Source organism: Sulfuritalea sp., from assembly GCF_017302275.1.
In the GTDB taxonomy this organism is placed as follows: domain Bacteria; phylum Pseudomonadota; class Gammaproteobacteria; order Burkholderiales; family Rhodocyclaceae; genus Sulfuritalea.
Genome location: NZ_JAFLDR010000049.1, coordinates 1 through 21,613, shown reverse-complemented (window position 1 = coordinate 21,613; position 21,613 = coordinate 1). Strand labels below are relative to the sequence as shown.

At 64.0% G+C, this 21,613-nt stretch carries 21 protein-coding genes; 2 read left to right on the top strand and 19 right to left on the bottom strand.

Annotated elements, in window-relative coordinates; all coding sequences use genetic code 11:
* The first annotated feature begins 75 nt into the window (after positions 1-75).
* Together J0M27_RS18855 and J0M27_RS18850 are read left to right on the top strand one after the other, a co-directional pair.
* Entirely contained in the window at positions 76-579 is a 504-nt protein-coding gene (locus tag J0M27_RS18855) for an ankyrin repeat domain-containing protein (protein WP_294995430.1), read from the top strand.
* Positions 573-1,076: a DUF411 domain-containing protein gene (locus J0M27_RS18850; protein WP_294995426.1), complete on the top strand. Its 504-nt coding sequence runs from the start codon at positions 573-575 to the stop codon at positions 1,074-1,076. The genes J0M27_RS18855 and J0M27_RS18850 overlap by 7 nt, the downstream gene beginning before the upstream one ends.
* 395 nt (positions 1,077-1,471) lie before the next feature.
* On the opposite strand, the gene J0M27_RS18845 is transcribed toward J0M27_RS18850, so the two are convergent.
* From J0M27_RS18845 to nosZ, 19 genes are all read right to left on the bottom strand, one after another.
* Positions 1,472-3,394: an ATP-binding protein gene (locus tag J0M27_RS18845; RefSeq protein WP_294995463.1), complete on the bottom strand. Its 1,923-nt coding sequence runs from the start codon at positions 3,392-3,394 to the stop codon at positions 1,472-1,474.
* Positions 3,395-3,486: 92 nt separating this feature from the next.
* The gene (locus J0M27_RS18840) at positions 3,487-3,984 is read right to left on the bottom strand and encodes a YfiR family protein (protein ID WP_294995423.1); all 498 of its coding nucleotides are present in this window, start codon (positions 3,982-3,984) and stop codon (positions 3,487-3,489) included.
* Positions 3,985-4,054: 70 nt separating this feature from the next.
* Positions 4,055-6,346 (bottom strand): TonB-dependent receptor, encoded by a 2,292-nt coding sequence (locus tag J0M27_RS18835; protein WP_294995420.1) that lies wholly within the window; start codon positions 6,344-6,346, stop codon positions 4,055-4,057.
* A gap of 16 nt (positions 6,347-6,362) precedes the next feature.
* Complete coding sequence (locus tag J0M27_RS18830) at positions 6,363-7,628, bottom strand: FAD/NAD(P)-binding oxidoreductase (protein WP_294995416.1); 1,266 nt, start codon at positions 7,626-7,628, stop codon at positions 6,363-6,365.
* A gap of 8 nt (positions 7,629-7,636) precedes the next feature.
* Positions 7,637-8,260: an SCO family protein gene (locus J0M27_RS18825; protein WP_294995413.1), complete on the bottom strand. Its 624-nt coding sequence runs from the start codon at positions 8,258-8,260 to the stop codon at positions 7,637-7,639.
* On the bottom strand, positions 8,257-8,613 hold the full coding sequence (locus J0M27_RS18820; RefSeq protein WP_294995410.1) for a hypothetical protein: 357 nt from the start codon (positions 8,611-8,613) through the stop codon (positions 8,257-8,259). Before J0M27_RS18820 ends, J0M27_RS18825 begins: the two co-directional genes overlap by 4 nt.
* A gap of 37 nt (positions 8,614-8,650) precedes the next feature.
* Positions 8,651-9,871, bottom strand: coding sequence for a nitrous oxide reductase family maturation protein NosD (gene nosD, locus J0M27_RS18815; protein ID WP_294995408.1), 1,221 nt, complete (start codon positions 9,869-9,871; stop codon positions 8,651-8,653).
* Positions 9,853-10,806 carry a prenyltransferase gene (locus tag J0M27_RS18810; RefSeq protein WP_294995405.1) on the bottom strand — a complete coding sequence of 318 codons (954 nt, stop codon included), beginning with the start codon at positions 10,804-10,806 and terminating at the stop codon, positions 9,853-9,855. The genes nosD (J0M27_RS18815) and J0M27_RS18810 overlap by 19 nt, the downstream gene beginning before the upstream one ends.
* A gap of 13 nt (positions 10,807-10,819) precedes the next feature.
* Positions 10,820-11,332, bottom strand: coding sequence for a TlpA disulfide reductase family protein (locus J0M27_RS18805; protein WP_294995402.1), 513 nt, complete (start codon positions 11,330-11,332; stop codon positions 10,820-10,822).
* Positions 11,329-12,156, bottom strand: coding sequence for an ABC transporter permease subunit (locus tag J0M27_RS18800; RefSeq protein ID WP_294995399.1), 828 nt, complete (start codon positions 12,154-12,156; stop codon positions 11,329-11,331). The genes J0M27_RS18805 and J0M27_RS18800 overlap by 4 nt, the downstream gene beginning before the upstream one ends.
* Positions 12,157-12,160: 4 nt before the next feature.
* Complete coding sequence (locus tag J0M27_RS18795; protein ID WP_294995396.1) at positions 12,161-12,637, bottom strand: protein NosL; 477 nt, start codon at positions 12,635-12,637, stop codon at positions 12,161-12,163.
* Positions 12,637-13,506, bottom strand: a complete 870-nt coding sequence (locus J0M27_RS18790) for an ABC transporter ATP-binding protein (protein ID WP_294995392.1) — start codon at positions 13,504-13,506, stop codon at positions 12,637-12,639. The genes J0M27_RS18795 and J0M27_RS18790 overlap by 1 nt, the downstream gene beginning before the upstream one ends.
* Before the next feature lie 7 nt (positions 13,507-13,513).
* Complete coding sequence (locus tag J0M27_RS18785; RefSeq protein ID WP_294995390.1) at positions 13,514-14,494, bottom strand: NapH/MauN family ferredoxin-type protein; 981 nt, start codon at positions 14,492-14,494, stop codon at positions 13,514-13,516.
* Positions 14,491-15,342: a 4Fe-4S dicluster domain-containing protein gene (locus J0M27_RS18780; protein WP_294995388.1), complete on the bottom strand. Its 852-nt coding sequence runs from the start codon at positions 15,340-15,342 to the stop codon at positions 14,491-14,493. The genes J0M27_RS18785 and J0M27_RS18780 overlap by 4 nt, the downstream gene beginning before the upstream one ends.
* Positions 15,339-16,721 carry a nitrous oxide reductase family maturation protein NosD gene (gene nosD, locus J0M27_RS18775; RefSeq protein WP_294995385.1) on the bottom strand — a complete coding sequence of 461 codons (1,383 nt, stop codon included), beginning with the start codon at positions 16,719-16,721 and terminating at the stop codon, positions 15,339-15,341. Before nosD (J0M27_RS18775) ends, J0M27_RS18780 begins: the two co-directional genes overlap by 4 nt.
* A 13-nt stretch (positions 16,722-16,734) precedes the next feature.
* The gene (locus tag J0M27_RS18770) at positions 16,735-17,709 is read right to left on the bottom strand and encodes a hypothetical protein (RefSeq protein WP_294995382.1); all 975 of its coding nucleotides are present in this window, start codon (positions 17,707-17,709) and stop codon (positions 16,735-16,737) included.
* Between the two features lie 78 nt (positions 17,710-17,787).
* Positions 17,788-18,531, bottom strand: a complete 744-nt coding sequence (locus J0M27_RS18765; RefSeq protein ID WP_294995380.1) for a c-type cytochrome — start codon at positions 18,529-18,531, stop codon at positions 17,788-17,790.
* A 97-nt stretch (positions 18,532-18,628) separates the two neighbouring features.
* Positions 18,629-18,937: a c-type cytochrome gene (locus J0M27_RS18760; protein ID WP_294995378.1), complete on the bottom strand. Its 309-nt coding sequence runs from the start codon at positions 18,935-18,937 to the stop codon at positions 18,629-18,631.
* A gap of 76 nt (positions 18,938-19,013) precedes the next feature.
* On the bottom strand, positions 19,014-21,305 hold the full coding sequence (gene nosZ / locus J0M27_RS18755) for a Sec-dependent nitrous-oxide reductase (protein WP_294995376.1): 2,292 nt from the start codon (positions 21,303-21,305) through the stop codon (positions 19,014-19,016).
* Positions 21,306-21,613: the final 308 nt, after the last annotated feature.

The following is a 21,613-nucleotide window of genomic DNA, read 5'->3' as shown; positions in this document are numbered from 1 at the left end:
AATTCTATGTCCGCCAGCGACAATATTTCCGTCCACGGTGTACTATTTCCTGCCCCGATAACCGTGAAGCCAGTGATGAATTTCTTCGGCAGAACCCTGCGCAACATCGCCGTCCTGCTTGCCTGCGCCCTCTCCCACGGCCCGCATGCCGCCGCGGAGCCGACGCTGGGCATGAACGAGCAACCGATCCACGACGCGGCCCGCCTGGGCACGCGGCAGGATGTCGAGAAAATCCTCAAGGCCGCGCCGCAGGCACGCGATGCCCGCACCGCCCTGGGCATCACGCCGCTGCACTACGCGGCGATGAACGGCGACAGCGGCCCGCTGCAGGTGCTGCTGGCCGCCGGCGCCGCGGTCAATGCGCGCGACGGCGAAGGCCGCACACCGCTGCACATGGCGGCCTTCTCGACACGCACCGCGAACGGCAAGCTGCTGTTGCAGGCAGGCGCCGATCCGACACTGAAGACCGATGCCGGCCGCGACGCCCTGAGCATGGCGCGCAAGGTTCGCGCCGACGAACTGGCCGGAGAGATGTCGCTGTGGATACTCAAGGACTGCAAGCCGGGGAAGCCATGCTGAGCAGGCTGCTTCTGCTGCTCGCGGCAGGCGCGACCGCGCCGGCCTTTGCCGGGGATGCAGTTCTGCCGCCGATCACCGTCTTCGCGCCCAGCCCGTGCCTGGCGTGCATCGACTGGGCCGACCACCTGCGCCAGGCCGGCTTCAGCGTCAGCATCCAGGAAAAGGAGGCGGCCAGCATGCCGCGCGTCAAGCGCTGGCTCAACGTGCCGGCGGAACTCGAGTCCGTGCACACCGCAAAAGTGGGCAACTATTTCATCGAGGGCCATGTCCCCGCCGAGGACATCAAGCTGCTGCTCAAGGAAAAGCCGAGCGCGCGCGGACTCGCCGTACCCGGCCTGCCGCGCGGCGCGCCGGGGCGCGAACAGTCGAATCCCTTCTGCGAAACCGCCTGCACCATCCTCGACAACGCCGGCCAGGACCGCGACATCCGGCGCGAAGCCTACAGTACGCTGCTGGTGGGACCGGACGGCAAGACCAGCGTATTCGCGAGGCATTAGGCTCTCTCGCCTCCGCAGCCTCACGCGGCACCACGACAAGCATGTCGATGCGAATGGATCAAGCTTCGCTTCTGAACCCACCATTGGATCGCATGAGTCCCACCGCTTGCGGGCGACACGGTGATCGAGGGCACGATCGAGTTGCGCATCGATGGCAAGGAGCCTCGCCACCTCTCGGCGGGTGGACCCTATGCGACGCAGGCCAACCCGGTGCATCAGTTCACCGATGTTGGCGACAAGCCGGTGCGCGTGCTCAATACGCTGGAGGTTGAAAAGGGCAAGCCGCGGACGGCGGCCCAGCCGACGACACCGAAGCGGCCGCCATTGTCGATCGCTTCGCAGCCGGCTTCATGGTCCTGTAGTGTCGCTCCCCACACGCGGCCGTCGGTTGCTGGTCAAGGCCTCCATCCGGACGGTTGGCTTCGGATTGTCGACAACCACTTGAGCATCGCCGAGCGCAAGGTATCCGGATGCACCGGCTTGGAAATGAAGTCGCTCATTCCGGCGTCCAGGCAACGCGCCTTGTCCTGGGCAAACGCGTTGGCGGTCATCGCCAGGATCGGCGTATTTCGGTGCAGGGGCAACGTGCGAATCTGCCGCGTCGCTTCCAGGCCGTCCATCCGGGGCATCTGCATGTCCATCAGGATGATGTCATAGGAATGCATCGCCGCCAGTTCGAACGCGGCTTGCCCGTCTTCGGCGCAGTCCACGAGCAGCCCAACGTCGCCGAGGAGTATCTTGGCGATCTCCTGATTGACCGGTTCATCCTCCGCCATTAGTACGCGACGGCCCGCATGGTCGCGCCGCAACATGGCCTCCGCCTCGCGGCCATCAATGCCTGGCGGCATTGCGGGAATCGCCGGCCCGGTCTTCAAACGGGCGTCAAACCAGAATGTGCTGCCTCGCCCGGGTGCGCTCTCGACGCCGGCATCGCCTCCCATCAATAGCGCGAGTCGCCTGGTGATCGCGAGCCCCAGTCCGGTACCACCGAATTTCCGCGTCATCGAGTTGTCGCCCTGTTCGAAAGCCGTGAATAGCCTTTCCCGGGCCTCCGGCGCAATGCCGATCCCGGTATCCGCGACCTCGAACCGAATCACGACGGATTCGGCCTTTTCCTCGATCGGCCTGACACGTATCGTGATCGAGCCTTTCTCCGTGAATTTGATTGCATTGCCCACCAGATTGAGCAGGGCCTGGCGCAAGCGAGTCACGTCGCCGAATACGCCGCAAGAAGGCGGCAGGATTTCGGTTCGCAGCGCGAGACCTTTAGCGTCGATCTGACTCTGGACAATGGAGCCGACGCCCGCGACCAGGCCTTCGACGCTGACCTCGCCTACTTCAAGCTCCATTTTGCCCGCGTCGATTTTCGAGAGATCGAGGATGGCGCATACGATTTCGAGAAGGTGCCTGCTCGCATTCTCGAGTTTGTCGAGGCGCTCTCCCTGAGGCTGGCTGAGGCCGCCGCGCCGCAGCAGGTGGGCCATGCCCGTGATCGCATTGAGCGGAGTTCGTATCTCGTGCGACATATTGGCCAAAAATGCACTCTTGGCTACATTCGCCGACTCGGCCGCCTCCTTTGCCAAGGTCAGTTCCCTTGTCCGCTCGTCGACCAACGCCGCCAGGTGGAGACGATGCCGCTCCAGTTCCGCCTCGGCTTTCCTGCGCTCTGCAAGCTCGCGATCGAGACTGTGTTTCTGTTGTTCCAGCGAGGCGATCATCGAATTGAAGGTCTCCGCCAGGGCCCCGATTTCATCGTTGCTCTGGACCGGAGCTCGCATCGCGTAGTCACGGTTGCGATCGATCTCGCGAATTACCCGCCCAAGCGTCTCGACCGGCTGCGACACGCGCCGGCTCATGCGAATGAAGAGCAGATAGGCCGCGACGAGGATCACCAGGCCGAGGGCGGCGCCACTGGCCAGGATCAGCATGCTTTCGCGATTCAGGCGCTCGATGCTGACCTGCAGCGAAAGTCGCCCCGGATTGCCGGAATCGGTGCGGATTGGAACGGTGATGCCCATGTATTTCCAGCTCACCCGCACCTCCTGCCCCTGCCCGTCCGCAAGATCCGGGGCGATGGAATTGCCATGGCGCGCCAAGGTTCGGCCGTCGGCAAGCGTTACCCGCGCCGCCACTACCTCGGGGTAGTGTTCGAGGTTGCCAAGACCCTGTTCGGCGAACGAGGCATCATCGAACATGACGGCCGCTTCGAGGCTGTGCGCCAGCGCTACCGCATGGGTGCGCAGATTCTGCGCGGCATTGGTGCGGGCGTAGTGGTAAATGAAGACCTGGGTCGCAATTCCGGCGCACAACAGGATCATGAGCGCGAGAAAAAGATAGATTCGCGTCAGCTTGCCGACCAGTGTGCTGGGGGCGGGTACCTCGCGCAGGGAGCGGAGCAGCGATGCCAGCGTCACTGCCAGACCCTCGTCGCGAGCTTCAACAGCTGGCTGCTCATGCGGAGTCCCGAGCGCTGGACGGTGACCAGGCTGATGTTGAAGCGCAGCTTGTTTTCCAACTCGATCAATTCGATCATGCCGCCGCGCCGGGAAAAGTCGGGAACGTCGCCGATGGTCAGCACGGGTTTCCCGGCGAGTTGCCGAAGTATGGACTCGGCGCGTTCGCCGTCCTCGCGGGAAACAAAAAGCACGTGGCATTTTGCCCAATCGTCGGATGGCGGCCACACCTGAATCTCGATCTCCCTCTCGCCCACGGTTCGTCCTTGCAGGCGGGCAAGCTGCCCATTCAGCGCGCCTCTGCCCAGGGTGCATATCCGCAAGGGGTCGGCGCCACCGCCCGGCGCAGGCCATGTGCTGAATTTCGTGAAGTTATAGACGAAACCGGCCTTGACGCTTTCGGCACTGGCCCGGTCGCCCTCCGCGTTCGCGGGAAGGACGAGCAGTGCCAGCAACAGAACCGCGAGGCGCCGGACGACGTCCCGTGCGGCCAGCTTGTTGCAGATTCCGGTTAGTCGCATCGGATCAGAACCGGTAGGTCGCTTGCACTTGCCAGGTGCGGCCATCCAACGGAATGCGCCTGACCGGATCGTGGAAGAAGGCCGCAGGATCGGCCAGCTTGCGGTTGAAGAGGTTGGCTATCGTCAGCGATAGATCGAAAACCCTGGAGTCATTTCGGGAGAACGTCAGGTTGGTCAGCAGGTGCTGTCCGATCGCATCGCCGGCAAAATTGACCCGCGAGCCGACATATTGCATTTCGATTCCCGCCCGCAAGCCGGTGTCGCGCAGCGGCTGGTTCCAGTTGAGCTTTGCAAGGTCGCGTGGCGAGTTCTGCATCCGGCCGCCTGAATGGTCGCGCGTGCGCTGCCGGGTGTAGCTGATCCGGAAACTGCCGCCGTTCTGCAACTGGCGGTCGAATCGCAATTCCGCTCCGCTGGTGGTCAGGTTTCGCAGGTTCTCGAACCGGAAGATTTCGTCGCCGGAATCCGGGACGCCGTCCGGATCGGCTGTCTGCGCGTAGTCGATCAGCTTGCGCATTTCGTTGCGAAACAGGGTCGCGGAGATCAGGCTGCCTGCGTCCGGACGATGTTCCAGCACCAGTTCAGCGGTCTTTATGGTCTCCGGACTCAGCTCGGGGTTGGGCTGGTAGCGATCGCCAATATCGTAGAAGGCTTCGTAGACGTTAGGCGGACGGAATGCCTCGCCGTAGAGCAGCTTGCCGACGGTGTCGGGGAGCAGTTGCCGGATCAGGCCAAGGCGCGGGTGGAAGTGGGCAGTCCCGTCGGCCGCGCGGTCGTAGCGCCCACCGATGTCAAGTTCAAGGGTTTGGCCAAGCGAAACCTGATCGTGCGCATAGAGGCCCCAGCTGGCGTCCTTGCGCCTGTCGTCAAGGTCGGGGGCCTGGTCCAGATAGCCGGCTCGCTGCCGCTTTGAGGGATTGTTCTGGTAGTCCGCCCCCAGCAGGAGCTTGTGCCCATTCGCACCGGAGCTGACAAACTTGATCTCGCCACCCCACCAGCGGCCCCGGGCGCTGTCCCGATATACCGCGATGTCGGGCGGCGCCACCGCCGCACGGTCATAGACGGTGCTGCCGGCAAAGTCGTAACTGCCCATATACAGCCGGCCGCTCAGCGCCGAATCCTTTTCCAGGGTGCGGTTGTACTTCAGCGTGACGAACTGCTGCTCATCCACCGTTCCACTGCGCGGGTCGTTGAAGACCTGTTGGTACGAGGCATTGGGAATGCCCTTCGTGCGTTCGCTACGGGCCATCTCAAGGACAAAGTCGCCATAGGAGAACTTGGCGAACAGATGGTCGGCACGCTCGTGGTCGAGCTTGCGGGATGTGTCGTTCAGTTCGGGAACGAACTGGTCCGTTCCGTCGATCTTAAGGCGTGACCCCGACAGCAGCACATCGAGGCCGCTGTCCAGGCGCTTGCCATAGCTGAACCTGGCTTTGCGCGCCGCGCCGCTGCCGATGGTCGCCGCGGCTTCGCCACCGTCGAGCTGGTGTCCGCTCCTGGTGGTCACATTGACGACACCGAAAAAGGCATTGTTGCCATAGAGCATCGCAGCGGCCGGACCCGCCACGTACTCGACACGATCGATCAGCCCGACATCGACGATGAAGTCGTTGGCGATATAGGCGCTATCGTAGATGTTCTCGTTAACCCGATTGCCGTCGACCAGGAACAGCACGCGACTGTTCCAGTCCCCGACGTTGCCGAAACCGCGACTGCCCAGATAGCTGTAATTGCGATCATTGGTAACGTACAGTCCCGGCATGCTCTTCAGGATATCGGCCAGGTTGCGGTAGCCATAGGCGCGGATTTCGGCCGCCGTGACCACGCTTGCCGATGATGCCGCCCCCGAGAGCTGGCGGACGTAATGCTCCGTCGAATACACCTCCACCGCCAGCAGGTCCTCGAGCGAAAGCCGGCTGGCTTCGTCGTCCGACAGCGAGCGCGCAGCGGCGTGCCCGCCCGCGAGAAAAACCGACAGCACCGCCGCGCCCACCTGAAGGCGGAACAGGCCGCTGCGCGGTGGCTTTGCCATTCCTACCATGGGTTGCCGGCTCGGCATCGCATACTCATCGTCAAACTTCTGCGGGTGGCTTGGGTGCTTTCCTTGGTGCAGACCGCGCCGACAGGCAATGGCCGCATGATTGACGGTAACAGATATCGGGTTGCGCTTCACCACGTAGATATACGGAGGAAGCTGCGGAAATTGCAGATGCACACGGCGCGACAGCCCTTCTTCAAGCCCGCGGTTCCGCACAGGGATGGCCGCCATGCATCGGATTCCGGCGACGCGGCCCAAGCGTCCGCGACAAGCCTCAAGGCGCCAGCATTTCCCGGTAGAGGCCTTGCACCCACACCAGATCCTCGCCGCGCGGCTGCGGATCTTCGTGCTGGCGCACGGTCTGGGTGATGAGGCCGTCGCCGCGCACGCGGTACTGTGCGTCGATGCGCATCGCCTCCATCGGATCGACGTCGGTGTAGAGGTGGCAGACGCTCTCCGGCAGCGCCTGCACCGGCATCTTTCCGCGTGAGCGGGCGATGATTTCGTCGGCGGCGATGCGGCCGAGGCGCGCGGCCATGTGCGCGCTCTTGGGATAGGCGCCGAACAGCGGCGATGCGCGGCCGAGCAGGTCGCCGACGAGGAACAGGCGCTCGTCACCGGCCGCGTGCAGGTGCAGCGGATCGAAGGCGGCCCAGGCGCCGGGTTTGCCCGCGGCGTCTGGTTCGAGCAGGCCGGCCTGGCGCACGATGTCGGCCGCGCCCTGCGGCGGGATGATGATCGCGTCGTCGAAGCGGATCGCGTCGAATTCCGTGGCGAGGGTCCGCGCGAAGGGATCGAGGGCTTTCACCGTGGCGTGGGTAAGGTGCTGCACCTGGTCCCGGTAGCGCTCGACGAACACGCGGTTGAAGCGCTGCATGCCGCCGCCGGCATCGACCAGCACGAGGCGGCCCGGGATGCGCCGCGTCTTCAGCCACCAGGCGATCATCATGGCGCGCTCATACGGTGCCGGCGGGCAGCGCGCGGGCCCGGGCGGCACGGTCATCAGCAATACGCCGCCCTTGAACTGCGCCAGCTTGCGCTGCAGCGCCTCGAGTTCGCCGACGACATAGCCCGCGGGATAGAGCCGGCGCACGGTCTCGATGGCGCGCGCGTCATCCCCCAGCCAGGGCGCGTAGTCGTAACGGATGCCGGCGGCGAGGATCAGCCAGTCGTAGGCCAGCGTGTCGGGGCCGGCCTGCACCCGGCGCCGTTCGCGATCGATGGCAGTGACCTCGGCCTGCAGGTAGCGGTAACCCAAACCTCTTGCGGCGATGGCGTAATCCTGGCGCGGCAGGGCTTCCGGCGTGCGCCCGACCAGCCAGGCGTTGGACAGCGGCAGCGAGCGAAAGGCAGCCTCGCGCTCGATCAACGTCACCTCGAGTTCCGGCGCCGTTTGGCGCAGGCGACGCGCGGCGGTGAGGCCGCCCCAGCCACCGCCGACGACGAGCACGCGCTGTCCGCCAACGGCATTCGATTGGCCGCAAGCATGGCCGGCCGCCAGCGCCAGTCCGCCGGCAAGGAAGTCGCGACGGGTGGCCATGGCGGGTATCAGCGGCCGTTGACCGCCATCTCCGTGCGGATGCGCTCGGCGATGTCGCGCACCGCCATGCCGTAGGGGAAGCGCGCCAGGAAGCGGCCGTGGATGTCGAGCAGCACCATGCCGGCGGTGTGATTCATGGTGTAGTTGCCGGGCGCGGCACCGGGCTCGCGCACGATTTCGTACCGCACGCGGAAACTGTCGGCGGCGCGGCGCACCAGTTCGGCCGAGCCGGTGAGGCCGAGGATGCGCGCGTCGAAGGCCGCGGTGTACTCACGCAGCACCTCGCGCGTGTCGCGCGCCGGATCGACCGTGATGAAGATCGGCTGCAGGCGTGCGGCCTGGTCGCCGAGGGCGTCGAGGATCTGCTTCACTTCCAGCAGTGTGGTCGGGCAGACATCGGGGCAGGAGATGAAACCGAAGCTGACGAGCTGGAAGCGGCCGCGGAAATCCTCCTGCGTCACCGCCCGGCCCTGCACGTCCATCAACAGGTAGCGCGGCATCAGCGGCAGCGGGGTCGCCGCCGGTGAGTCATCATGGCGTGCCGCGGGCTGTGCAAGTGCCGGAACGACGCCAAGCACCAACGTTGCGGCCAGCACGGCGCAGATACCGCGAATCCGCGCCGGCCCGATCATTGCCTGGGCGCGACCGGCAGGGTCTCGCCGAGCCGCAGGGCCAGCTCATTGATCCGGGCCGCAAGTTCAGTGGCGTTGGCACAGGGCTTGCCGGAACCGGTCTGCGCGTTAAATGCCTCGTTGGTCGCCTCTTCGTAGGCGGCGCCGAAGCGCGGCGTCTTCGGCGCATGGGCCAGCATCAACTGCCGCGCCCGCGCCGCGACGCCCATTTCGGAGCAGGCCAGGGCCTGGCCATTGACCGTGCCCAGCGTCCTGACCACGGCGAGGCCGGCGTCGGCATCGGTGGCAAGGCCAAGAGTCGGCGCTGACAGTACGGCGATTGCAAGCAGTCGAACGAGGGAATTGGATTTCATGCGGGTTCCTTGAGGAATACGAAGTGATTGTAGTGGGCTATTTCATGCGCGGCGCGGGATCGCGCAGCACCAGGTGCGGCGAGGAAAAGGGCGCGAGGCGCTCGAGGAAATCCAGGGTTTCCAGCACCGGCGAATTGCGGAAGAAGGTGGTCATCGGGGTTTCCATCCAGATGCGGTCGGCGAACAGGAAGATCTCGTGCGGCGTGTCGCCGATGCCGTCGCCATCGCGGTCGAAGCCCTGGTAGTCGTCCCAGTAGTTGCCGCGCCAGACGTTGGCGCTGCCGGCGCCGGGCGCGCTGATGCCGACCGTGGTCAGGTTGTTCTCGAAGCGATTGTCGTGGAAGCGATGGCCGCCCGCCTCGCCGTAGAAGAACAGGCCGATGATGTTGTAGGCGAAGCGATTGTTCCTCACCGTGAGCTTTCCCGCCGATTCCGGCGGCGCGTCGACGCGCAGGCCCACCGTGCAATGCAACACTTCATTGCCCTCGACCAGGGCGTCGTTGCTTTCCTTGAACACGATGCCGCCACCGCCGCCGGTCAGCGCATGGGCGACGTAATTGCCGCGCAGCACCAGGTCGGGCGAATACAGCACGATGATGCCGGTACCGGTGTCCGACAGGCGATTGCCCTCGATCACCAGGCGCGGCGAAAAGATCACGTGCATGCCGTAGCGACCGTCGACGAAATGGTTGCCCGCGATGCGGTTGTCCGCCGAGTTGGCGAAGGTGAGGTCGCGACCGCGCCGGAAGCGGTTGGCCTCGATGACGTTGTGCTGGCTGTACCAGAGCCGGATCGCGTCGCCGCGCATGCCGACCTCGAGCGGCTTGCCGGTGACGCGGTTGCGGGCCACGCGCGAGCGATTGACGCGCTTCAGGTGGATGCCGAACAGCACGTCCTCGATCACGTTGTCCTCGACCCGATGGTCGTCGCCTTCGAGCAGGATGCCGGCATCGACGCCGTCGTGCGATTCGCCGCTGCCACCGATGTGAAGGCCGCGCAGCGTGACGCCGTTGGCCGCGACGGATAGCACCGTGCCGCGCCCGCTGCCGACGATCCGCGCGCGGCCGAGACCGTCCAGCGTCAGCGGCTTGTCGATGCTTACGGGGCCGACATAGGAACCCGGCCTGAGTTGCAGCGTGCCCCCGGCCGGCGTGGCGTCGATCAGCGCTTGCAGTGAGGCCGCCGACGCGACAGGCAGTGCCAGCGCCAACAGGACCGTCAGCAGCAGCCTTGGCAGGATCAGGCGGAGTGACCCCACGGCAGGACCAGGACGATGGCCAGCAGCAGGCCGTGCGCGCTGGCGGAAAGGATGGTCAGCTTCAGCGCCGGCGCCAGTTGCTCCGGATGGGCGGCATTGGCCCACAGCACGCGCGCGGCGGCGATGCTGGCGACGACCGGCAACAGGGCGACCAACGCCAGCGACGGCAGCCGGCCGAGGGCAATCATCGCCAGCGGCCAGCCGTAGGCCAGCAGCGTGATCAGCGCGTAGCCCCAGCGCGCCGAATCCACACCGAGGCGCACCACCAGGGTGTTCTTGCCGGCGCCGGCATCGGCCTTCACGTCGGGGAACTGGTTGATGTAGAGCACGTTGGCCACCAGCAGCGCGAAGCCGAGGCCGCCCGCTACCGGGGAAAAATCGAAGCCGCGCCTCTGCACGAAATCGCTGCCGACCACCACCAGCAGCCAGCCTGCGGTGATGGCGAATTCACCGAGCCCGCGGCCTTGCAGCTTCAGCGGTGGCGCCGAATAGGCCCAGCCGACGATCAGGCCGGCCAGTCCGATCAGGATCAGGCCGGGATCGCTCACCGCCGTCAGCCACAGACCGGCCGGCACCACGGCCGCCAGCAGCGCATAGCCGAACACGCCGGTGGCGCGCTGGGACAGCACGCCGTTCTGGATGAAGCGGCTGCCGCCGGTGAAGGGAAACTGGCGCTCGGTGTTGGCGGCGTCGCAACCGGAGATGGCGTCGTAGTAGTCGTTGATCACGTTGGCGCCGGCATGGGCCACCAGGGCGAAGAACAGCGTCGCCGTGGCCAGCGCCGGCCCCAGCGCGATGCCGGCGTGCGCGGCAGTGGCCAAGCCGAGCAGGCAGCCGACGAAGGTGACGGAAAGGAAGGCCGGCCGCGTCGCCGCGAAATAGCGCAGCAACGGGTTGGGCAATGCGTCGAGCGTCGGTTCCAGCGGCTTCGTCATCGTTCGTCCTTGTCTATTTCAGCGCCGCTTCGGCGGCAGCGTCGAGTTCGGCGCGGTTCATCGCGCCCAGCTTGCTGGCGACTAGGTTGCCTTTGGGACCGATCGCCACGGTGAAGGGAAGTCCGGCGCGCGTGTTGCCCAGCGCCTGCATCAGTTCGATGCCGCCGGCCTTGGCCAGCAGCACGGTGTAGCTCATTTCGTAGGCCTTCATGAAGTCGCGCACGGACTCTGCCTTGTCTTCGAGGCCGATGCCGATCACGACCAGGCCGCGCTTGGCGTACTTGTCCTGGGCCTTGATCAGCTCCGGAATCTCGACGCGGCAGGGCGCGCACCAGCGCGCCCAGAAATTCACGATCAGCGGCTTGCCGCGAAAGGTTTCGAGCGCGACCGGCTTGTCCTCGCTGCTGACGAGCTTCGCGGCGAACAGGGCGTCGCTGCTTGCGGCGTGCGCCGTACCCAAAACCAGGAGCACGAGGACGAAAAATCGCCGTATCGCCAGCACCGACTTTTCAAACGAATGCCTCACGGCAGGTCACCCCGCTTGAATATCTGGTAACCCAGCGTCGCCGCCGCGACGCCGACGAGCGTGGGATAGACCACCGCGAACAGCTTGTAGCCGGTGGCGCCGAACAGGTCGAGGATCACATAGGCGGAAGGCCCGAGCACGATCAGTTGCGGATCGAACAGCGCCAGGGCGGCGGTGCGGAAGACTTGCAGCGGATTGGCCAGCGCCACGGTCACGGCGACCTCGGGCGAGACCTTGCCCTGGATCATGACGCCAAGCAGGATCAGGTCGAGGAACAGGAGCAGCGTCAGCCAGACCACGAAGGCCGCGCCCTGCGCCATGTCGGTGCTGCGCGCCAGCGCCGAGATCAGCATGCCGAGACCGAGGAAGCAGGCGCACATCACCGCCAGCAGGGCCGTGTAGTAGCCGAACATGCCCCAGGGCACCTCGATGCCGCGCACCAGGGCGATCAGCACGGCCAGCACCATGGCGGCGAACACCGGCAGGAAGATGACGATGTAGCGGCCGAGGATCTTTCCCCAGAACCAGGCCGCCAGCGACACCGGCAGCGAGAGCAGGTATTCGTAGACGCCGGCTTCGCGATCCCCGGCCACCGAACGCACCGTGGTGATCAGGACGAAGATCGGCAGGATCGCCATGGTGAGCTGGATGTAGGTCACCAGGAGGCGCGAGAGGCCAATGAAGCCGAGCACGCGCGATTCGGTCAGGCCGAAGAGGAAGAGCAGCGCCACGATGCCGCCGAAGACCAGGCTATAAACCTGGAACCAGCGCGCGCGCAGGGATTCGACGATATCGAGCTTGGCGGTGAGCCAGAGTTGTTTCATTTTGCTATTTTCCTTTGGCGAGCACATGAGCGCTCATCTCGCGAAAGTCGAAACTGCCGGCCTCGGCATAGGCCCGCGCCGACTGGTTGTAACCCATCGGCGACATCGCGCCGCCGCTGTAGTGGGCCTTGCGCGCATCCAGCCACTTGTCGCCCTTGCCCGTGGCATCAGCCACCCACAATCGGGTCGCCGGCTCGGCCATCCAGGGGAAATCCCTGGCCTTGTCGCGCATCCAGAACACGGCACAGCCGATGTCGTCGAACTTGAAAACGATGTTCTTCTCGCCACCGCGCATTTCGGCGGCGAAGCGGCGGTCCGAAATGGCCATCGAGCAGCGCACGCAGGTGTCGCGATCCCACTTGATCTCGGCCATGCCCTCGGGCCACTCGCCCTTGCCGCCGCAAGCGGAAAGCGCGGCCGCGATCGGCGTCAGTGCCAGGGCCCGGGTCGTGGCGGCGGCGAGGAAGCGGCGGCGATGCATCACTGGCTGCGTCCGCCGCCGGTTTCCTCCAGCGAGTAGTCGCTGATCAAGGCCACGTAGCGCGAGGTCATGCCCATGAAACGCAGGCGATCGGGACCGGGCACCACGCCTTCCCATTTCAGGCCGTCGCCGAGGTCGCGGAAGTTCCATGCCTGCATGGCCTTGGCGAAAGCCGCCTCGCTGCGCTTGATGGCGATGCGGCAGGCAAACTGGCCGGAAAGCGACACATCGTCGGCGACGCGGTCGTCGAGCACCACTTTGCCCATGTCCATCTCGATCACGCGATTCACCAGCGCCGAGACTTCGTTGAGGCGATGGCTGGAAATCAGCATGGTGGTGTCATCCTGGCGCTCGGCCAGGAGTTCGAAGAATATCTTGCGTGCCTCCGGGTCGAGGTTGGCCGCCGGTTCGTCCATGATCAGCAGTTTGGCCTCGCGGCCCAGGGCGATGGCAATCAGCAGCTTCTGCTTCATGCCGCCGGAAAGCTTGACGAAGGGCCGCGACAGTATCGGTTCGAGGTCGAGGCCCAGGCGCGCGGCCAGTTCATGGATTTTCGCCGGATCGGTGCCGCACAGCGCGGCGGAAAATTCGATCAACTGCGACACCGGCATTTTCAGCGGCGGCGGCAACTGTGGCACGAAGCCGATGCTGCCCAGCACCGCCGTGCGCTCCAGGCGCGGATCACGGTCGTTGATGCTGACCTTGCCTTCAAAGGCATATTCGCCGAGCAGGCAGCGGATCAGCGTGGTCTTGCCGGCTCCGTTGGAGCCGATCAGGGCAACGCGCTCGGCCAGCCCGATCTCCAGGTTGATGGCGTCGAGCACGCGGGACTTGCGAAAGCTCTTCGCGACATTTTCAAAACGAATCATGGTGGGTTCATAACAGCTTGGAGAGGCCTTTGACCTCGAACTTGAGCGAGCCGGTCGGGCAGGTGTCGACACACAATCCACAGCGCGTGCAATCCGGGCCGAGCGGAACTTCGACATCGACGGCACGGCCCTTGATCACGGTGTCCAGCACATGCGGCACCAGGCAGACCTTGCGGCAGTCGCCTTCGTGGAAGCAGTTTTCCAGGCGATACTTGACGCGCACCGGCGAGAAGATGCCGACCACGCCGTAGGTGAGGCCGATCGGGCAGGCATAGCGGCACCAGGCACGGCGCGAGAAAAAGACCTCGAACACCAGCAGCGCCAGCACCCACAGCAGGGCCAGGCCGGGCCCGTAAATCAGGGCGCGCGAGACGATGCCGGTGGGCGAAATCGACTCGAAAACGGTGTATCCGGTGGCGACTGCAAGCGCCGCAAAAACCAGCCAGGAGCCGGTGCGCAGACGCCGATCGATGGCCTGGTCGGTCACCAGCTTCTTCTTCACCAGCCAGAGGTGGATGCTCTCCGCCCATTCCGCCAGCAGGTGGTAGGGGCAGACCCAGGAGCAGAATGTCCGCCCGCCCAGCAGCAGCCAGAGGACCAGCACGGTGCCGGTGCCGATCACCAGATTGACGATGATGTGCTTGTGCGCCAGCATCACCTGCAAGGCCGAGTTCAGGTCGATCAGGTGGAAGCCGATGAAGCGCGATGCGGTCAGCGCGCCTTCGAGGATCTGGATGTCGAGCCAAAAGGACACGGTGAAGAACAGGTTCACGAAGATCAGCGCCGCCCAGCGCCGGTTGCGCCAGGTGTGCACCTTCTTCGCGTTCTCGTGAGCCAGCATCGCCGCCTGCAGGCGTTCCTTGTTGGTGGCGCGCTTGAGGACATGGATCTGCTGCGCGCGCTCGGAAATCGACGGCGGCTTGCGCGCCTCGCGCCCGAACATCACGGCGATCTGGTCGAAGAAGCGGCGTTTGAGGAAAGAGTTCATGTGTTCCACACCTCCCGCGCATCGACGACGATGCAGGTCGGCTCGACCGGGCAGATCATCTCGCAGACACCACAGCCGACGCAGGGCTCATGCACCACCGGTGACTTGCGCAGACTGCCGTCGGGCGCATAGACGGTCTCGATGCTGATCGCCCCCTTGACCGGACATTCGCGCACGCACAGGTCACACTCGGCGAGGTCGTAAGGATGGTCGGCGATCTTGATCGGCTTCCAGCGATCGACCTCCATGTAGCGCATGCGCGCTTTGAAGTCGGCGCCGCGCACCTGGCCCTTGAAACCCTTGCCCTGGATCGCCAGGCAAGCCTCGGGGCGCGTCAGGCGGGCAACGCCGATGCGTTCGGAAAGATTAAGCGTCGGTTCGGCGTCCTTCTCCTTGGCCTTGAGGATGGGTGCCGCCGCCAGCTTGGCGCCCTTGCGCGTGCCGAGGAAAGCCGGCTTCTTGTACACCAGCGACCCGGTCGGACAGGCGAGGATGCACTGCACGGCATCGCAGGAGAAATCGCAGGCCTGTTCGCGCGCGTCGATGTAGGGCGCGCCGACGCCGAAGCCGTCAATCAGGTCGGCCAGCTTGATCGCCTGCACGGGGCAGACCTGAACACATTGCCCGCACTTGATGCAGGAGGAGAGGAAATCCTTTTCGTCGAGCGCCCCGGGCGGTCGCAGGCGCTTGGTGCGCGCATAGACCAGCGGCAGGAAGCCGGACAGCGCGGCGCCCGTCACCCCGCCGGTGAGCAGGATGGTACGCAACCACTTGCGCCGCGCCTGTTGCATGCGCTCCCGCGAGAGAGGCGGCTTGGCCGGGACAACGGGGGGTTTCGACTCGCTCATCCTGTCACCTTGCTCTTGACCAGCTCCGGTTTGATGAAACGCGGCGTGCCATCCTTCAGTGTCAACTCCGGCGACGAGAAGGGCGCCAGCCGCTCGAGAAAATCCAGCAGTTCCATCACCGGCGAGTTCTTGAAAAATCGCGCCGGAGGCATTTCGATCCATATCTGGTCGGCATAGGCATACAGCTCGTAGGGCGTGTCGCCCACCCGGTTGCCATCGCGATCGAAGCCCTGATAGTCGTCCCAGTAGTTGCCGCGCCATTCGTTGCGCCCGGATTCGCCGCGCCCGGCCTGCACCACGTTGGTCAGGTTTCCCTCAAAGACATTGTCGGTGACCACGTTGCCGCCCAGTTCGCTGGTCAGCTTCACCGCGATGCCATTGTAGGCAAATCGATTGTTGCGCATCCAGATCTTGCTGTCGGGCTGGAAGGGAGACAGGTCGGAACCGATGCCGACCGCGCAATAGATGATCTCGTTGCCCTCCACCACGGCATTGCTGGCCTCCTTGAAACCAACCGCCATGCCGGCCGCACCGGTGGCGTGCGAAATCAGGTTGTTCCGCAGCACCCCGCCCTCGGTGTACATGAAATACACACCCACCGCGTTGTCGTAGAAGCTGTTGCCCTCGACCACGTTGTTGTTGGCGAACATGAAGTGGATCGAATAGCGGCTGCGCCGGCCGACATTTCCGCGAAAGACGTTGTCGTTCGAATACCAGGCCACCATGTCTCGCGAATCGGTGACTTCGTTGCCCTCGACCAGGTTGCGGTTGCTGTACCACAGGCGCAGGCCGTCGCCGCGCACGCCGAGATCGCGCGGCTTCGAGCTCACCTTGTTGTTCCTGACGATGCTGTCGCTCGACTGCTTGAGGTCGATGCCGAACAGGCAGTTGTCGATTACCACGTTTTCGATCACGTTGCGGTGGCCGCGGACATCCAGACACGAATCGTCGGTATCGTGCGAATCGCCGGAACCGGTCAGGTGCAGGCCGCGCAGCGTGGCGCCAGCGGTTTCCACCGAGAACACCGTGCCCCGGTCCCCGGCATCGATGGTGACCTTGCCATCACCGTCGATGACCAGCGGCTTGGTCAGCACCACCGGGCCCGCGTAGCTTCCCGGCGGCGGCCGCAGGGTCGAACCGGCCGGCGCCGCGTCGACCAGGATCTGGAAGGGCTTCAGGCCATGCACGCGCTTGTCGCGCTCGTGGAGCATGAAGGTGGGCTTGGGCCGATCGACGCCGACCCTCGGCGCCGTGGACAAGTCCGCCGTCGCTCCAAGGGAGGGCGGGCTTGCCTCGTCGCGGTCGGCGGGGCTTGCCACCAGCAGGGAGGAAACGCCAAGCAGCAGGGCCGGCAGCAGTCGGACCCGGTGCGCGTTCATGACGCCGGGTTCCTCAGGACTCGCGCAACTGCTTGCGACGCAGCAGCAATGCCAGCGCCAGGCAAGCGGAAGCTATCAGCAGCAGCGCGTAGCCCCAGTAAGGGTAGGAATAGGTGGAAAACTGCGCGACCTTGCCCTCGCCGAACACGGTGGGCATGAAGGGCTTGACCGTGAAAGCGCCCCAGGGATGCATGTTGTGGCCGAAGAACCACAGCCAGCCGGCATACTCGATGACGAAGAAGACCGGCATCAGCGCAGGAACCAGCGCCAGCAGAAGCGAGAAGCCGCGGAATTTCGCGACGCCGGCGACGACGATGGCCATGGCCACCATCAGGCCGACGATCACCGCCGTCGTAACGACACGCACGTTGTCGCCCCAGGCCTTGATCTTGTCGGGTTCCTTGAAGAAGGTGCCGGCTTCCTCGACATAGACGGCGATGTGGCTCTCCATGTGCCCCAGGGCGAACTGGTGCACCACCATCCAGACCGCGACTGCGGCAAAGCCGGCGGCAAGCACCAGGGCACGCTTGCGGCCCTCGGGCGTGATGAACCCCAGCAGCATCACCGCGAAGAAGCCGAAGAAGAACTTGGCCAGTGGTTTCTCGACCGGCGCACCGGTCGAGATCGGGAACATGCCCACGTAATGGTTGATGGTGTTCATCTCGTGCACGCAGTCAAGACCTTCCGCATCCTTGTTGACGTTCTTCTTCGCGTCGAGGATGGGGTTGAAGCGTTCCACGGAGTGGTCGAGGTCCTTTTGCAGCACTTCGTCGGCCATGCGCGTGCCCTTGCCGGCGGCGCGGCAGCCGTTATACACGCCGTCGAAATGAAAGTGGATGCGGATGCCGTCCGGAAACGCGTCCTTGGGGTAGTTGGGTGCCGTCAGCGATACCCACCAGATCGGCGAAAAATAGGCGGCAATCAGGGCCGTCAGGCCGATCAGGGTTAGAACCGTGATCAACCGGTTCTGCTTGCTTTGGTCTTGCATGATGTACTCGCTGTCAGGGGATGATGCCGCCCGCCTGCGTTCCGCGCTCCGGATGAGCGCGGAAGCTTCGGATCGCTGTTATTTCTTCTTCGCGCCGCCCTTGGCCGGGCCGGCTTTGCACATCGAGCCCGGCATGGAAAGGCTGGCCTGGTAGGCCGAAATCGCCACCAGTTGGTCATTGGTGTAGGGCTTGATCACCTTGACCATGTCCGGATTGGCGTTGCGGCGATGGCCGTCACGGATCTCGGTCATCTGGCGCAGCAGGTACTTGTAGTGCTGGCCGGCGAGCACGGGATAGAACTTCTCCTTGACGCCTTCGCCGTTGGCCTTGTGGCACTCGACGCACTGCTTTTCGTAGAGTTCCTTGCCGGCGGCGACCTGCTTCGCGGCGTCGGGGCCCTCGTATTTGCCGTGGTCGACCGGGATGCACAGGCTCTGGATGTAGGCCGCAGTGTCTGCCAGGTCCTGATGGTCGGTCATTTCCTTGGCGAAGGGATACATCGTCGGGTTGTCGCGCAGGCCCATGCGAATGTCGGCCATCTGCTTGATCAGCACCGTGCTGTGCTGGCCGGCGAGCTGCGGGAAGGTGCCGTCGGAGCGCCCGGCGCCGGAAGGCAGGTGGCAGGCGCCGCAGATTTCATAGGTTTCCTTGCCGCGCTTGACGTCGCCCTTCTTGTCCAGGGCTTCCTTCAATTCACCTTCCATCTTCGCCCACTGGTAATCCTTGGACTCGATGCCGGCGGCCTTCGGCGCGGGCGGCGCGGCCAGCGCGAAGGCGGGAACCAGGGCCAGCGAGAGCGCCACGGTAAGTATCTTGTGCATTTCGTTTCCTCAGTGTTGGTTAGCCTGAAGCCATTATCTGTCCAGGCATATTAGCATTCATTGATAGACATCAAGCCGCTAGGCGCGGAGGCCGGGCTCACTTGATTTCCGACAAATATTTCGCGAGTTGCTTGATTTCCTCGTCCGACACCAGATGCATGACCCCCTTCATCGCTGCGGAGTTCCCGTTGGCGCGCGCGCCGCTCTTGATGTCCTGCATCTGCTTTTCGGCGTACTTCGCGTTCTGTCCGGCGAGCTTGGGGTATTCCGGGGTCAGCGGCTTTTTGGCGTCCTTGCCATGGCAGGCAATGCAGGTCTTTTCCAGGTAGAGCGCCTTGCCGTCGGCGAGCACGGGGGCGGCAAAGCCGGCGGTGGCGGCGAGGGCAAGAATCAATTTGATGTTCATGGGTATATCTCCTCAAAAGAAAAAACGGGGGGCAGAGTAACTCTGCCCCCCGGTTGCTGCCTTGATTTAAGCCAAATTACTTGACCTTCTTGGCTCCGTTCTGCTCCAAGTAGGTCTTGGCGCGCAGCCCGAGGTCGGCGGTCTTGACCTGGTATTGCCAGATCTGCTCGGCCCACAGGTTGGCGTTCTCCCAGTCCTTCTTGGCGGCGAAGCCTTCATGCTTCTCCTTCAGGCCCTTGGTCTTGCCGAGCTGGTCGAAGGCGTCTTCCACCATCGCCACGACATCCGGGAAGTCCTTGTAGTTGACGCTGGTGATGTAGGCCACGACGGAGTCGATGATCGCCTGGGTGTCGGCCACCTTCTTCACGGTCGCCTTGTAGTCGGCTTCCGTGTAGCTGCCCTGGGCCAGCGTCGTCTTGGTCGGCTTCCAGCCCTTCGGCTTGACCAGCAGGTAACCCTGCATCTCGAGGTGCAGCGCGGAACAGAACTCCGTGCAATAGTAGGGATAGACGCCTTCCTTGTCAGCCTTGAACTTCACCGCAACCGTCTTGCCTGGCTCCACCGACGCGTGCACGTTGTAGGTCGACACCGTGAAGCCGTGGGTCTCGTCCTGCGCGCGCTCGAGGTTGGTCAGGTTGATCGTCACTTCGTCGCCGACATCGACTTCGATGGTTTCCGGCGTGATGTGCGAGCGGATCAGGGTGGCGAAGACCTCGACCTTGTTGCCCTTCTTGACCGTCTTTTCCTCGCCGGCACGGACCGCGCCCGGATGCGGCTTGTCGGTGCGGCTGTCGGTGCCGACCTTGTAGCGCACCGCGGGCTTCAGCTTCTTGGCATCGATGGCCACGACATAGTGCGGCTCGCCCAGCGGCAGCGGCATGTCATACAGCAACTGCATCTTGTCGTTGCTGATGTCGATGAGCTGGTGGTTCTGCGGATGCAGCGGGCCGATCGGCACGAAGCGGTCGATCGCCAGCTTGTTCAGCGCGACGAGGTACTTGCCGGCCGGCTTGGTCGAATCGCCTTCCATGGTCATCAGGTGGCCGATGTTGTAGTGCACGCTGATCTTGTCCAGCACCTTGCCTTCGCAGAAGTTCCACTTCGCCACCTGCGAATCGACGTACAGCGACGTGTAGGCCACGCAGGGCTTGCTGTCGTACTGGGTATGCAAGGGGCCGAGGCCCAGCGATACCTGGGTATGCAGCGCATCCTTCATCGCGATTACAGGAATACCGTAGGGATCCTTGGATTCGAACTTGCCCGCCTTGATGGCGGCCATGATCTTCTCGAAGGAATAGACGGAAACGTGTGTGTCGAGCTTGCCGGCCACGGTGAGGAACTTGCCGTCCGGGGTCACGTCGACGCCGTGCGGCGACTTGGGTTCCGGAATCAGGAAGAGGATGCCTTCCTTGACCGCCGTTTCCATCATCAGCACGTCATGGCCGTTGATCTTCTTGGCCTTGCCCTGGGCCACCAGTTCGGCGGCTTTCTTCCAGTTGATCACGTGCAGGTAGTCGGTGTCCTTGGCGGAGCAGCCTGCCTCGTAGGGCGGACGTCCCTTTTCGATGCCGCCGACGTAGCGTTCGCTACAGAAGGAGTTGGTGAAGGACCATCCATCCGAAGGCCCCTTGCCGAGGTCGGACAGATCCTGGGAATACGGAGGCAGTTCGAGGGAAAACGACTTTTTCGGATCGATGCGGCCTTCCTTGCGGTCGAACTTCCAGTAAGTCACGCCACCACGGTACTTCTCGTTGAACTCTTCGAGCGGGTAGAACTTCTTGTTCTCCAGCGGAGCCGCATACTGCGCGGCTTCCATCACATACTCCGTATTGCTGGTGACGAAGGCGCCGCCGTGCTCGGACTTGAAGACCGGGTTGACCACGATCTGCTTGGTCTCGAAGTCGCGCAGGTCGATAACCGCCAGGCGCGGATTGGCCTTGTCGTTGATGAAGAGGAACTGGCCGTCATACTCGCCATTGGTCTCCGAGATGGCCGGGTGGTGGGTGTCACCCCAGGTGATGTCCTTGCCGTCGATGCGACCCTGCTTCAGCACGGCCTTCGAGCTTTCGTCGAAGCCGTAGCCCTGCCAGGGTTCGGGAGTGAAAACGCCGATGTACTTGAGGATGCGCATCGAGGGGATGGCGTATACGATGACTTGGCCCGACTGCCCGCCCGAGCTGAAGGCGACGAATTCGTCACGCTTGCCGGTCGGCACGTAGGTCTTGGCCGCCGCCAGCAGGTCCTGCTGGCTCAGGTTGCGCCGTTTCAGCACGTCCTGCAGGCTTTCCGACGACCAGCTGGCCGTCGCCGCCAGGCCCATGCCGGCTGCGATAAGCAGCGTCGTGGCCCGCTTGCTAAACTGTTTCATGTCTTAACTCCCATTCCGGTTGATACTGCGGATTTACTGCTTTCGATGATTCCATCCCCGTGATTCCGATCCTGCCATCGCGCTGCGACAATTCGCCACAGCGGCAATTTGTCGCACATTCTAAACCCGCCCATTACCTAGTCAACCTTGATGTGCGTCAACAACCCGATCTCTGGACCATTATTGAGACTTCCGTAATTCATGACATCACCACAAGGTAGCCTGCATCCAGCAAGCGGCGATGATCGAGGGGCGCTTTTGAGCGCTCTTGAGTTTGTTGCGTGCGGTCGTGTGCAGTTCGCTCAGAT

Coding starts and splice junctions, on each gene's coding strand:
- nosD (WP_294995385.1), bottom strand. CDS start 16,721: ATGAACGCGCACCGGGTCCGACTGCTGCCGGCCCTGCTGCTTGGCGTT.
- J0M27_RS18855 (WP_294995430.1), top strand. CDS start 76: ATGAATTTCTTCGGCAGAACCCTGCGCAACATCGCCGTCCTGCTTGCC.
- J0M27_RS18850 (WP_294995426.1), top strand. CDS start 573: ATGCTGAGCAGGCTGCTTCTGCTGCTCGCGGCAGGCGCGACCGCGCCG.
- J0M27_RS18830 (WP_294995416.1), bottom strand. CDS start 7,628: ATGGCCACCCGTCGCGACTTCCTTGCCGGCGGACTGGCGCTGGCGGCC.
- J0M27_RS18800 (WP_294995399.1), bottom strand. CDS start 12,156: ATGAAACAACTCTGGCTCACCGCCAAGCTCGATATCGTCGAATCCCTG.
- J0M27_RS18825 (WP_294995413.1), bottom strand. CDS start 8,260: ATGATCGGGCCGGCGCGGATTCGCGGTATCTGCGCCGTGCTGGCCGCA.
- J0M27_RS18810 (WP_294995405.1), bottom strand. CDS start 10,806: ATGACGAAGCCGCTGGAACCGACGCTCGACGCATTGCCCAACCCGTTG.
- J0M27_RS18770 (WP_294995382.1), bottom strand. CDS start 17,709: ATGCAAGACCAAAGCAAGCAGAACCGGTTGATCACGGTTCTAACCCTG.
- J0M27_RS18765 (WP_294995380.1), bottom strand. CDS start 18,531: ATGCACAAGATACTTACCGTGGCGCTCTCGCTGGCCCTGGTTCCCGCC.
- J0M27_RS18820 (WP_294995410.1), bottom strand. CDS start 8,613: ATGAAATCCAATTCCCTCGTTCGACTGCTTGCAATCGCCGTACTGTCA.
- J0M27_RS18795 (WP_294995396.1), bottom strand. CDS start 12,637: ATGCATCGCCGCCGCTTCCTCGCCGCCGCCACGACCCGGGCCCTGGCA.
- nosZ (WP_294995376.1), bottom strand. CDS start 21,305: ATGAAACAGTTTAGCAAGCGGGCCACGACGCTGCTTATCGCAGCCGGC.
- J0M27_RS18760 (WP_294995378.1), bottom strand. CDS start 18,937: ATGAACATCAAATTGATTCTTGCCCTCGCCGCCACCGCCGGCTTTGCC.
- J0M27_RS18785 (WP_294995390.1), bottom strand. CDS start 14,494: ATGAACTCTTTCCTCAAACGCCGCTTCTTCGACCAGATCGCCGTGATG.
- J0M27_RS18790 (WP_294995392.1), bottom strand. CDS start 13,506: ATGATTCGTTTTGAAAATGTCGCGAAGAGCTTTCGCAAGTCCCGCGTG.
- J0M27_RS18780 (WP_294995388.1), bottom strand. CDS start 15,342: ATGAGCGAGTCGAAACCCCCCGTTGTCCCGGCCAAGCCGCCTCTCTCG.
- J0M27_RS18845 (WP_294995463.1), bottom strand. CDS start 3,394: ATGATCCTGTTGTGCGCCGGAATTGCGACCCAGGTCTTCATTTACCAC.